Annotated in this window: 12 protein-coding genes; 3 read left to right on the forward strand and 9 right to left on the reverse strand. The window is 39.4% G+C overall.

Annotated elements, in window-relative coordinates:
• Positions 1-3: 3 nt before the first annotated feature.
• Both radC and rpsT read right to left on the reverse strand, forming a co-directional pair.
• On the reverse strand, positions 4-705 hold the full coding sequence (gene radC, locus M3O96_RS10480) for a RadC family protein (protein ID WP_249720450.1): 702 nt from the start codon (positions 703-705) through the stop codon (positions 4-6).
• Positions 706-902: 197 nt separating this feature from the next.
• Complete coding sequence (gene rpsT / locus M3O96_RS10485; RefSeq protein ID WP_241143139.1) at positions 903-1,157, reverse strand: 30S ribosomal protein S20; 255 nt, start codon at positions 1,155-1,157, stop codon at positions 903-905.
• Between the two features lie 205 nt (positions 1,158-1,362).
• Between rpsT and M3O96_RS10490 the strand changes: the two genes are divergently transcribed.
• Positions 1,363-2,373, forward strand: a complete 1,011-nt coding sequence (locus M3O96_RS10490) for a zinc dependent phospholipase C family protein (RefSeq protein WP_249720452.1) — start codon at positions 1,363-1,365, stop codon at positions 2,371-2,373.
• 110 nt (positions 2,374-2,483) lie between these two features.
• Here the strand turns inward: M3O96_RS10490 and M3O96_RS10495 are convergent, their stop codons facing one another.
• Positions 2,484-3,806, reverse strand: a complete 1,323-nt coding sequence (locus tag M3O96_RS10495; RefSeq protein WP_249720576.1) for a pyridoxal phosphate-dependent aminotransferase — start codon at positions 3,804-3,806, stop codon at positions 2,484-2,486.
• A gap of 511 nt (positions 3,807-4,317) precedes the next feature.
• A complete protein-coding gene (gene ettA / locus M3O96_RS10500; RefSeq protein ID WP_249720453.1) occupies positions 4,318-5,997 on the reverse strand; it encodes an energy-dependent translational throttle protein EttA in 1,680 nt (559 codons plus the stop codon).
• A 136-nt stretch (positions 5,998-6,133) separates the two neighbouring features.
• Here ettA and M3O96_RS10505 point away from each other — a divergent pair, with 136 nt between their 5' ends.
• Positions 6,134-7,381 (forward strand): DUF349 domain-containing protein, encoded by a 1,248-nt coding sequence (locus M3O96_RS10505; protein WP_249720455.1) that lies wholly within the window; start codon positions 6,134-6,136, stop codon positions 7,379-7,381.
• A gap of 76 nt (positions 7,382-7,457) precedes the next feature.
• Positions 7,458-7,679, forward strand: coding sequence for a DUF2795 domain-containing protein (locus M3O96_RS10510; RefSeq protein WP_008625540.1), 222 nt, complete (start codon positions 7,458-7,460; stop codon positions 7,677-7,679).
• A gap of 25 nt (positions 7,680-7,704) precedes the next feature.
• Here M3O96_RS10510 and M3O96_RS10515 read toward each other — a convergent pair whose 3' ends face one another.
• The 5 genes from M3O96_RS10515 to queA form a co-directional block, all read right to left on the reverse strand.
• Positions 7,705-8,436, reverse strand: a complete 732-nt coding sequence (locus M3O96_RS10515; RefSeq protein ID WP_249720457.1) for a LytR/AlgR family response regulator transcription factor — start codon at positions 8,434-8,436, stop codon at positions 7,705-7,707.
• On the reverse strand, positions 8,429-9,469 hold the full coding sequence (locus tag M3O96_RS10520; RefSeq protein ID WP_249720460.1) for a sensor histidine kinase: 1,041 nt from the start codon (positions 9,467-9,469) through the stop codon (positions 8,429-8,431). Before M3O96_RS10520 ends, M3O96_RS10515 begins: the two co-directional genes overlap by 8 nt.
• A 12-nt stretch (positions 9,470-9,481) precedes the next feature.
• Positions 9,482-10,270, reverse strand: coding sequence for a LiaF transmembrane domain-containing protein (locus M3O96_RS10525; protein ID WP_249720462.1), 789 nt, complete (start codon positions 10,268-10,270; stop codon positions 9,482-9,484).
• A gap of 131 nt (positions 10,271-10,401) precedes the next feature.
• The gene (locus M3O96_RS10530) at positions 10,402-11,082 is read right to left on the reverse strand and encodes a 2-C-methyl-D-erythritol 4-phosphate cytidylyltransferase (RefSeq protein ID WP_249720463.1); all 681 of its coding nucleotides are present in this window, start codon (positions 11,080-11,082) and stop codon (positions 10,402-10,404) included.
• Positions 11,083-11,190: 108 nt separating this feature from the next.
• A complete protein-coding gene (gene queA, locus M3O96_RS10535) occupies positions 11,191-12,240 on the reverse strand; it encodes a tRNA preQ1(34) S-adenosylmethionine ribosyltransferase-isomerase QueA (RefSeq protein ID WP_249720464.1) in 1,050 nt (349 codons plus the stop codon).
• Between the last annotated feature and the right edge of the window lie 51 nt (positions 12,241-12,291).

Genomic DNA, 12,291 nt, shown 5'->3' on the forward strand with positions numbered 1-12,291 from the left:
TTTTTATAACAAGCCTTCATCGGCGAAGCTAAAATAGGCAACATCAGTGAAAATCACATGGTCAATCACCTGTACTTCCAGATTTTCTCCAACATGCTTGAGTTTACTTGTCAAAATCCTATCCTGCTCCGATGGTCTCAGGTTTCCCGAGGGATGGTTATGCACCAAAATGATGGAACAGGCCATCGAATCCAATGCATATTTGAAGATGATTTTTGGGTCAGCTACTGTTCCATTTGTTCCCCCAAAACTTATCAATTGTTTCTTGATCAGAATATTACTCCTATTCAGCAGCAATACATAGAAATGCTCCACGGTTTCATCCATAAGCTCACGCCCCATCAGGTTAAAAACATCTTTAGAACCGTTTATTTTAATTTTTTTGGTCTGATCGCTAATCTGTTTTCGTCTCCTTCCCAATTCCAAGGCGCTGACGATAGAAATAGCTTTGGCTTCCCCAATACCCTTAAATTTTTTGAGGTCAGGAATACTCATCTTCGCCAACTCTCCCAAGTCATTGTTGACGGCAGATAGAATATGTTTGGATAAGTCTACGGCACTGACCGATCTAGTACCTGAACCGATCAGGATGGCAATCAATTCTGCATCTGAAAGTGCAGATTTGCCTTTGAGAAGTAGCTTTTCTCTAGGCCTGTCTTCCTCCGCCAATGCAGATATTTTAATCGAATATTGATAGTCTTTCATAAACAGTCTTTAAAAGAAATTTTTCCTATGTTGGAAATTGTCCCTGTTTTTAAAAGTACATAATGCCAAAAAACTATGAAAGACCAAGTGCCTTCCAAGGGGCATATTAAACGTTTAAGTTTTTTTACTATGAACTAGATGAAACAAAAAAAGCCTTGGTGGAGTCACCAAGGCTGATTTCTTCTAAAATTTCTTTGTTAGGCTAGAGCGTTGACAAACTTGGTCAGTTTTGACTTTCTGTTGGCAGCGTTATTTTTATGAATGATATTCTTTTTTGCAAGTTTATCAATCATAGAGGTAACTGTTTTCAAAAGCTCTTGCGCTTCAACTTTGTCAGTAGCAGACTTCAATCTCTTGATGAAAGTTCTTGTAGTCTTGTGCTGATATCTGTTTCTCAAACGCTTGGCTTCGTTTGCACGGATTCTTTTTAATGCCGATTTGTGATTTGCCATATCCTTATATTACTTAATTTCTGTTAATACACCCTTACCCTAAACGGAGTGCAAATGTAATTGATTAATTTTGAAACACAATAGGATTTCCGAACTAAACCTAGTAAAGCCCATAAATCTGTGAGATTTTTCAGATTCCGCCGATAGGTTGCAAATGTAATACAATTTCATTTTACAGAAATGGAAATTATGATTATTTTTAGGAATGCGGAAATTTTTGATTCTGGGCTTAATTTTCATTTTTTCCATCCCCGATCTTGGGGCATGGGGATTCTTTGCCCACCGAAGGATCAACAGATTGGCAGTATTCAGCCTTCCCCCGGAAATGATCGGGTTTTTCAAAAGCAACATAGATTATATTACCGAAAATGCCATAAACCCGGATAGAAGGCGCTATGCAGTAAATGGAGAGGCGGAAAAACACTTTTTGGATGCAGACGCTTATGGGGACAGCGCAGTATATACCCTTCCAAGGTATTGGAATCAGGCTTTGGAAATTTTCACTGAAGAAGAATTGCGTGCCCATGGCATCGGTCCATGGAATGCCTACCATACCAAAATCCAACTGACAGAGGCTTTCAAAAGAAAGGATGTCAAAGCCATTCTCCGGCTATCGGCGGACCTTGGACATTACATTGCAGACATCAATGTGCCATTGCATACGACCAAAAACTATAATGGGCAGTTGACAAACCAATATGGAATCCATGCATTTTGGGAAAGCAGAGTTCCTGAATTGCTATCTGATGATTTTGATTTTTTTGTGGGCAAGGCCGAATACTTGGAAAAACCGCAACTTGAGGCTTGGGATGCAATTATCGTAGCGCATCTGGCTTTGGATTCAGTTTTGAATTTTGAAAAGACCTTGACTGAAAGCTTTTCTGAAGACAAAAAATACAGCTACGACGAAAGGGGCGGAATCAGCACCAAAGTCTATTCAAGGGATTTTACCATCGCTTACAACAACATGCTTTCAGGGCAAGTGGAAAGACAAATGCGTCGCTCTGTCAAAATGATCTCTGATTTTTGGTACACGGCATGGATAGACGCTGGTCAGCCTGATCTCAATTCCTTGATGAAAAACCCAATCGACTTAGAAGAAGAAAAAATAGAAAACCCTAAATCACTGAAAGTCCGTGACCACGAAGGCATGGCAAGCAGTGAAAATCCCGAGGAATTACGGAAATCTTTCTTCAGAAGTATGTGGAGGCCTTAAAAAATTGATATTGATAGATATTAGATATTGATAGATATTATTTTGAAAGTGTGATTACATGAGTTACCAAGAGGTCTGGTAGAAGAAGGTAACGCTAGCACATTGAGTATTTAAACCAATTCTTTTTTGGTAGAATTCAGGTAAAAACGGATCGCATCTCCCAATCTTTCAAAAGTCTGTCGAAAAACAGATTCATCTTCCTCCAAAAGAGTTACCCTAAAACCTCTCAGATCAGAACAGAAGGAGCTGATTGGAACCACACAGATATTGGCCGAGGCCAAAAGATAATACACAAAACGCTTATCCAAGGGCATGTCTTCTTCCTGAAGCCAGCTATCTAACAGCTCCTGTAACTTTTGATTGTTGATCGGCAAAAACTGCTGAGCATCCAAAAAAGTCTCATCAAACACCACCGTATTGTAAAATGCACCTTTGGTAGGATTGAATTTGATGCCGGGAATTTTTCCCAATATCTCTTCCATGATCCTGCTTCTTCTACCTATTTTCTCATTGGCGTCCTGCCTGTATTCAGTATACGCAGGATGGCTCATGATCTTTGGGATGGAAAGCTGGGGAAGGATAGTGGAGCACACTTCTATCATTTTTGCGTTTTCCAAAGTCTGACAAAATTTCGTGAATTCCTTGGAAGCATTCCTGTTGTAAAATTCCATCCAACCGCATCTCGAACCGGGCCAAGGAAACTCCTTGGAAATACCTTTCAGCGAAATTCCCGGCAAATCCCCTATCACTTCCGAAAGTGCAACGGCTTTCACGCCGTTGTACGTGATATTCTGATAGATTTCATCTGCTATTAATAGCAATTTGAATTCCTTGGCAATCTTCACAAAACCCTCCAAAACCTCTTTGGGGTAAACCATTCCTGTAGGATTGTCAGGATTAATGATCAATATCCCAACGATGGAAGGATTGTACTTGACTTTGTTGTATAGATCCTCCATGTCTGGAAGCCACTGATTATTCGGATCCAAAGTATAGGTAATCGGTGCGGTATTGGCATGTGCAGCCTCGGCCGAACTGTGGGTGCTGTAAGCTGGAGAGGGTCCAATGATCCTTGCCGTAGGTATGAGAAATTGATAAACTTTTGCAATGGCATCTCCAAGTCCGTTGAAAAATAAGATGTCCTCTGCTGTGATCTGAGAACCCCCTTTTTGGTTGTTCAATCCTGCCAAAAATTTCCTTGTTTCGAGAACACCTTTGGAATCTGCATACCCATATGTGCTATCTTGGCTTACAAGGTCAGACACTATTTCCTTCATCCAAGAGGGGACAATATTGTGCTTTTGGATGGGATCGCCGATGTTTTCCCATGTGATCTCATAGCCCAAAGCTTCAACCTGACGGGCTTTTTTGACTATGCCCCTGATCTCATAATTCAATTCTTCGGCTCCCGGCCTCAATAACAATGTCCTCATCATACTAGTATTTGGAAATCGGAAACAAATAAACAAAAAACGAAATGAATGATTGCGGATTCATTAAAAAAGATGCAACCTGATTAGAGTATTGCAAAAAATCAACCTTGAATTTATACCGGCAGTTAAACCAAATTATTAAGATAAAAGGTGTTGTTAGATCAACTTGCCCTTACTTTGTTACAAGAAATAAAGAAAATTGCCCTTATTCTGTTACAAGAATTGGTGAAACTACCCTTACTCTGTTACATGAAATTGCCGTAAAAGCCCCTTAGTAAGGATAAATTTTGATAGGATGAATCTATTTAAATTCTCAAATAAACGTCTGGATAAAAAATTCTAATTGCTGAAAAGCCAAAAGCTTGTATTTCAAATACAAGCTTTATATAAAAAACTCATATTCAGTATTTTAATCAAATAAAAACCTGACTCGGGGTAAAATAAAGCAATAAAAAAACCTCCAACCCACTGTCTCAGGTTGGAGGTTTTAATTTTCCTTCAAGCTGAAAATTTACTTCAACTTCTTATACTTAATCCTCTTCGGGGCCACATCACCAAGGCGCTTTTTCTTGTTTTCCTCGTAATCGGAGAAGTTACCTTCAAACCAATACACTTGCGAATCTCCTTCAAAAGCCAGGATATGTGTACATATCCTATCCAAAAACCACCTATCGTGGGAAATGACAACTGCACATCCTCCAAAATTTTCCAAGGCTTCCTCAAGTGCTCTGAGTGTATTTACATCCAAGTCATTGGTTGGTTCATCGAGCAAGAGTAAATTACCACCTTCTTTGAGTGTAATGGCCAAGTGCACACGGTTTCTTTCACCACCTGAGAGGATTCCCACTTTCTTCTCCTGATCAGATCCGGCAAAGTTGAACTTGCCGACATATGCACGGGCATTCATTTCTTTGTTGCCAAGCTTGATGATTTCATTTCCACCCGATATAGTCTCATACACGGATTTATTTGCATCAAGCCTGTCATGTTCTTGATCAACGTAGGCCAGCTTTACGGTCTCACCAACTTCAAAATAGCCAGCATCAGCTTTTTCCTGACCTGTGATCAATTTGAAAAGCGTGGATTTACCGGCACCGTTTGGACCTATGATGCCAACTATACCACCTTGCGGCAGGTTAAAGGACAAGTCATCGAAAAGTAATTTGTCACCATATGCCTTAGAAACGCCATTTACCTCAATGACTTTTGCTCCTAATCTTGGCCCAGGTGGAATATACAATTCAAGTTTAGCTTCCTTCTCTTTTCCTTCTTCGCTGATGAGTTTGTCATATGCACTTAGCCTGGCTTTTCCTTTAGCCTGACGGGCTTTTGGTGTCATGCGGATCCACTCAAGTTCCCGCTCCAAAGTCTTCTGTCTTTTGGATTCAGTCTTTTCTTCTTGTTTCAGTCGGTTTTGTTTTTGGTCAAGCCAAGAGGAATAATTGCCTTTCCAAGGAATACCTTCTCCCCTGTCGAGTTCTAAAATCCATCCGGCCACATTGTCAAGAAAATACCTATCGTGGGTTACGGCGATTACGGTCCCTTTATATTGTTGTAAATGCTGCTCGAGCCAAAGTACTGACTCAGCATCTAGGTGGTTGGTAGGTTCATCGAGAAGCAACACATCCGGTTCCATGAGTAAGAGCCTACAAAGCGCAACCCTTCTTTTTTCTCCACCTGAAAGGTTTCCAACGATGGCATCACTTGGAGGAAGGCGCAAAGCATCCATGGCTTTTTCTAACATGGTGTCCAATTCCCAAGCATTGGCTGCATCAAGTTTTTCCTGCACTTCACCTTGCTGGGTGATCAGTTTATCCATGGCATCCGGATCATCCATCAGGGCTGGGTCCATGAATTTTTCATTGATTTCTTCGAATTCTTTGAGTAATGCTACTGTAGAAGCCACTGCTTCTTCGACAATATCTTTGACGGTTTTTGTTGGGTCAAGCTTTGGCTCCTGCTCTAGCATCCCGACGGTATATCCTGGGGACCATACAACTTCACCCAAAAACTCTTTGTCTATACCCGCAATGATTTTTAGAAGGGAACTTTTTCCAGATCCATTTAGACCGAGAACTCCGATTTTGGCTCCGTAAAAAAATGAGAGATAAATGTCTTTCAGAACTTTTTTCTGTGGCGGGTAGATTTTGGACACACCGGCCATAGAAAATATGATTTTTTCAGCACTCATAACTGTTATTTGATTGATTTTGATACGATGATGGACAAAGATGGCAAAAAAAGACCTTTCTTAGGATAAATGCTTTTGAATTAATTAATTTGCAAAAAAGAAGGGTTACACCACAAACCAACCTATTAAAATCGCAATGGAGCATCCGTACGGGTACATTAAAGATAACAAGGTTTATCTCAGGGAATTTTTGAATCAGCCAGACAGGGTGATTGGAGAAGTAAAAGAAGACGAGGCGTCTACTATCAAGTATTTTGAGGACAGGTACACGACTCTCAAAGAAAAAATAGGGCTCCTCAAAAAAGACATTGAGGAGAACCAAAACAAAGGTTCTTTTCTAATGAAATTGATCCATCTAAAAGATTCCTTATTGGAATATGATGCTCTGGGTGATTTTATTCCTTTGATAGATGACCTGACGCAGCTTCAGGTTTATCTTGAAGATATCATTCAGAAAAACAGGGAGAAAAATCTTGAAATCAAACGTGGACTCATTTTGGAGGCGGAAGCTTTAAAAAACAGTACTGAATGGAAAGAAACCGCTGAGGAATTCAAAAATCTGAAAATGCGGTGGATCAAGACAGGTCCGGTAGAAAAGGAATTTGAAGAGGAAATGGAGGAGACCTTCAATACGGCAATTGATACCTTTTTTGAAAATAGAAAGAACTTTTTTGAGGACATGGCCGTTCAGGCCGAAGTAAACATTAAAATTTACGAAAAACTTGTCCTTGAGGCAAGGTCAGCATTTGACAACCCTGATGCAAAACGTGCGTTTGAAATTTCCAAACGTATCCAAAAGGAATGGAAAGCTGCCGGTCGGGTACCAGCAGAAAAAAGACAGCCCCTTTGGGATGAGTTTTCCAAAATAAACAACAGGATTTTCAGCCGATTCCGCAGGACGATGGAAACAGGTCCCCAGATGAAACCTTGGGAACTGATGAAAAAACTAGAGTCCATGACCGAGGAAATGAAAAAGCTTGCCTATTCGGAAACCAATCCTGATGTAGTTTCTGCAGCCAAAAGGTTGCAGGCAGAATGGAAAAAACTTCCGCAGCGTAAACCAAAAGAAGCCAATCTAATCATGCGTTCTTTTATTTTCTTTTCAGAGATAGTTTTTGAAAAATTGTTCTTGGAAAGATTGGCATTATCCAAATATGAGGACTTCAATCAAAAAGACAGGGTTGAGCAAAAACGAATTAAATCAGCCATTTTAAGGGATTTGATTCATCGTGATGAAAGTGAATTGGCGACCGTAAAGGACAATGCCGAGAATTTCAGAACAAATGAGGAAGATTTTGAAGTCATGATGAGAAGAAAAATAGGCACATTTAAAAGAAAAATAGATGTGAAAACTTTCATTCTCAAAGAACTTTTAAATAAATAATAAGTTAACATTGAAAATTTAAAACAATTTCTATTTTTGCAGACCGCTAAGGCTGTAAACATTTAAAACTCACACTATGTATTGGACACTAGAACTTGCGTCATATCTTGAAGACGCACCATGGCCTGCTACTAAAGACGAATTGATAGACTATGCAATCCGTTCAGGTGCTCCTCTGGAAGTTGTTGAAAACCTCCAAGAATTAGAGGATGACGGGGAGCCCTACGAAAATATCGAGGAAATTTGGCCTGATTATCCGACAAAAGATGACTTCTTCTTTAATGAAGACGAATATTAAAAAAGCCCATTTTCTGGGCTTTTTTTTATAAACCCAATACTGCTTTGAGTTTTGGTAATCCGGATTTACTCACAGGGATACTTTCCCCGCCCTTCAGCTTCAATAAGTAACCTTCTTTTTCATAGGGTTCAATCTTGGTGATTTCCGAGATATTGACCAAATATGAGCGATGTACCCGCACAAATTGGGAAGGATCAAGTGATTTTTCATAAAATGAAAGCGTCTTGTTTTTCAAAAATTTTCCTTCTTTGGTGAAGATATTCACATAATCATCATTGGCCTCAAGGTATTTGATATCATGGACCGGAATGATTTTGATGTCATTTTTCACTTTTAATACTACCCTATTTGCTGACTCCTGAAAACTCCCTTCATTTTTGACCGAATTAATAGCCTCTATGTTATTGCCTAATTGCAGAAATTTTTCTAATGACTTTGCAAACCGGGATTTGGAATATGGCTTCAACAAGTAATCTATCGCATGGGCATCAAATGCCTTGAGTGCATAGGCATCAAAAGCCGTTGAAAAAATCACCGAAGGCGGATGATCCAATAATTCCAGCAATTCAAATCCTGTGAGTTTGGGCATTTGTATATCCAGAAAAATCAAATCAGGGCTATATTCCTGAATAGCTTTCAAACCCTCAAAGCCATCATGACAGACTTTTTGAACTTCAAATTGAGGATAGTCGGACAGGTATTCTTTGACCAACTCTGTTGCCAATGGCTCATCATCTATGATCAAAACCTTAATCATTTCTTTGGGGAATTTTTAGATTTACGGTATATACTTTTTCTGACACTTGGGTTTCTAATAGGTCATTCCTTCCAAACATCAAATATAGCCTCCTTTTGACTGCGTCAAGGCCAAATCCTGCCCCTTTTGCGGGGCCTGCTTCAAGATCAAAAGGATTTGACAAACTCACCAACAGGTAATTATTTTCGATTTCAAATTTCAATTTAATCAAAACATCACCCGTAACCCCATAGAGTCCATGCTTGATGGAATTCTCCAAAAGAGGTTGAATCATAAGAGGAGGTACTTTCGCTGTCATTACTGTTCCATCAGCTATAAAGTCTACATTTAACCGGTGTCCAAAACGTACCTTTTCTATCTCCAGATATAGGTCAAGGTATTCCTTTTCTTCAGAGACAGTCAGCCAATTTTGGTCATCTTTCTTGATGGTTCCTCTAAGAAATTCCGCCAACTGTAGAACCATTTCCCTCGCCTTCTCTGGTTGATTTTTGATCAAAGCACTGATGGAGTTGAGGCTGTTAAATAAAAAATGTGGTTGTAACTGCTGACGCAAATGATAGAGTTCAGCATCTTTTGCCATCTGATTGATCTTTTCCTGACGCTCTTTGGTTTTGAGTTGATCCTCAATTTTGGCATTGAATACCAAAAGTGCCGCCCATGAAACAAATAAAATGAAGGCTAACAATCCCTTGACAAGCATAACATATTCCACAAAATCCAGGTATTCTCCCTCACCAATAAATAATCTTAGAAGATAAACTCCTGAAAACACCAAACCCGATGAAAGAATCCATCCAGCATTTAGGACAACCCAACCCTGCGACCGCTTCGGAAGATAATATTTGAATACATTCTCCAGTAGCCAAAATCCAAATAAAACCAATATTGTATGAACCGTAGCGTCTATCAATGCAGGTTTTATGGGAAATCCATAAAATGAAATCAGATAGGCCAAAGCCACTATCCAGATCAGGACAGCAGCTAAGGCTTTTAACCAATCAAAATTTTTGCGGGAGACAAGATTTTTCAGCATCTGACTTCTCGATTAGAAAGATTTGATTTCCAAGCCTCCAAATATCACAGATCCATATATTCTTAAAACTTTGGTTCCATCTGTCGGAGTCTGAGGATACATTCTTTTGTCTTCAATGCCTGCGAAGATATTGGTCACATTGATCTGAAGGTCCCAATGCGGTGGCACAATCAGTTTTACGCCTCCAAATGCAACCTCGATATTGATAATAGCCCCATCAGCAAGGTCTGCCTGAGAAAGGTCTATGTCAGTTCCACCGAAAATCGCGGAGATTTTGCCACCCATGAAGTTTTTGGACAACACTCGTTTTTCTATACCAGTAAATAAAGCCTGAGCATTGATAGTGTCACCATTATCGGTGAAGGGTATACTTTGCGGCTTTGCGAATGTGGCATTTGTCTGCTCGGTAGATGTTCCAAATGGTTTGTCAGACTTATTGTAAGTCTTGAAGAAATCACCGGTGAATTTGTTCCTGTCACTATTTCTTTTCAATATCAAGAAAATGCCTAGCACGATCAGTCCAATAGGAATAAGGAATGGCTGAATTTCAACGGGGATTCCAAGTTCTTTTTTGACCAAAAAGAAAGCTCCGAACAACAACATAAATACTCCGAAGCCACTCTGAAAATTATGTTTGATCAAACTGACTATACCGATCGCGATGAATATCATCGGCCAAGAGAAAACCCAACCGGGAAACCAGAAGCCCATAGCTTTCAGTAATAGAACACCGCCTATAGCGAGAATGATGATACCTGCTGTCAGGTCATTGTTTTTAGAGGAAAATTTGTTCTTTGCCATGATTGAAATTGGTTTAATACTATTGATTTGATGATGACAAAGCTATACCATGGGTTAAAAAAAGCGGAATGGAAATAGGTTACCGCCCGTGGATTCTCGGTGAATGTCGGAAATTACTAGGTAAACGGGATTTAAAGATTTCGCTTTTTGATCAAAAAGTCGGCGTAAATCATATCATCGGGACTTGTGATTTTGATGTTTTCAAGATTTCCAGATATCAACTCTACTTGCCATCCCTGATGCTCATATACGGTGGCATCATCTGTAAAATGGTACAATTCAGTTACATCAAATGCTTTTTTAATTTTGGACAGCAAAAAAGTTTGAGGTGTCTGTACCAACCTAAAATTTTGCCTTTCTTGAAAAAATGACTTCCCATCATCGGTCAATTTTCTAAGGGAATCTTTTAGTGCAACTACCGCAATGGCTGAACCGGATTTTTCTGCGACCACAAAACTGTCAATTATTACATCAGGATTTACAAAAGGCCTTACACCATCGTGTATGGCAACAATTCCCTGATCTTCATTGATTGAGTTTAAGCCATTTTTGACTGATTGAAACCTGCTGTTTCCTCCTCTAATTATAGAATGGGGGATTTCGAAATTATACTGATCACACAAATTTTCCCAAAAATCAAAGTCACCTTCAGGAATCACCAAAATCAATTGGATGTCCGAAATAGTATGGTAAAAAACCTCAAGCGTATGCATGAGAATGGGCTTTACTCCAATTTCTAAATATTGTTTGGAAATATGCGCTCCCATTCGGGTACCGCTTCCTCCTGCTACAATGATGGCGAATTTTTTCATTTTGCAATTTGGTTGCCAAAAGTAAAGTATTCTTTGTTTCCCTGTTTTATCACAAGATCAAAAAATAATTAACAATAAAAAAAGGCTCTTTCGAGCCTTTTTTTTAGTTTAGAGAATCAACATCGCATCCCCGTAGGAGAAGAAGCGGTATTTTTCTTTGATTGCTTCTCTGTATGCTTTCATCACCAAGTCGTATCCTCCAAATGCCGAAGTTGTCATCAACAAAGTTGATTCAGGTAAATGGAAATTGGTAATCAATGAATTTGCTATTTTGAAATCATAAGGAGGGATGATAAACCTGTCTGTCCATCCGCTACTTACCTTCAACCTGTTATTTGCTGTGACAGAAGATTCGATGGTTTTCAAAGTTGTAGTACCCACAGCCACTACCCTTTTCTTGCTATCTAATGCTTCATTCACAAATTCGACGGTCTTTGGTGGGATGTCATAATTTTCAGAATCCATTTTATGTTTGGTCAAATCTTCCACATCCACTTGTCTGAAAGTACCAAGACCTACGTGTAAAGTGATTGGGCAAACCTCAACACCTTTAAGCTCTAGTCTTTTCAACAAATGTGGTGTAAAGTGAAGACCTGCGGTAGGCGCCGCAACAGCACCGACGTGTTTAGCAAAAATGGTCTGGTATCTTTCCCTATCTTCAGTTTCGACCTTCCTTTCGATGAACTCCTTCAAAATCGGCGTTTCACCCAAAGTATCAATGGTCTTATAAAATTCCTCATCGGTACCATCAAACAAAAATCTGATGGTTCTTCCGCGAGAAGTGGTATTGTCAATTACCTCGGCTACCAAGTCACTGTCACCAAAATAAAGCTTGTTACCAACCCTGATTTTTCGGGCAGGATCTACCAACACATCCCAAAGTCTCAGGTCTTGATTCAGTTCTCTCAAAAGAAAAACCTCGATTTTTGCACCTGTTTTTTCTTTGTTACCGTACAACCTTGCAGGGAAAACTTTGGTGTTGTTCATAACGAACACATCACCGTCTCCAAAATATTCGATGATGTCTTTGAAAATACGGTGCTCTATTTCACCTGTTTTCCTATTAACCACCATCAGTCTGGACTCATCTCTATTAGGTGTGGGATATAAAGAAATTAATTTTTTGGGGACGTCGAATTTAAAGTCGGATAACTTCATAGGTTATGAATATGATATGCTAATTGCTTGGTCTTAATTTAAGATTTAAAA

Source organism: Aquiflexum sp. TKW24L (genome assembly GCF_023502205.1).
Taxonomy (GTDB): domain Bacteria; phylum Bacteroidota; class Bacteroidia; order Cytophagales; family Cyclobacteriaceae; genus Cognataquiflexum.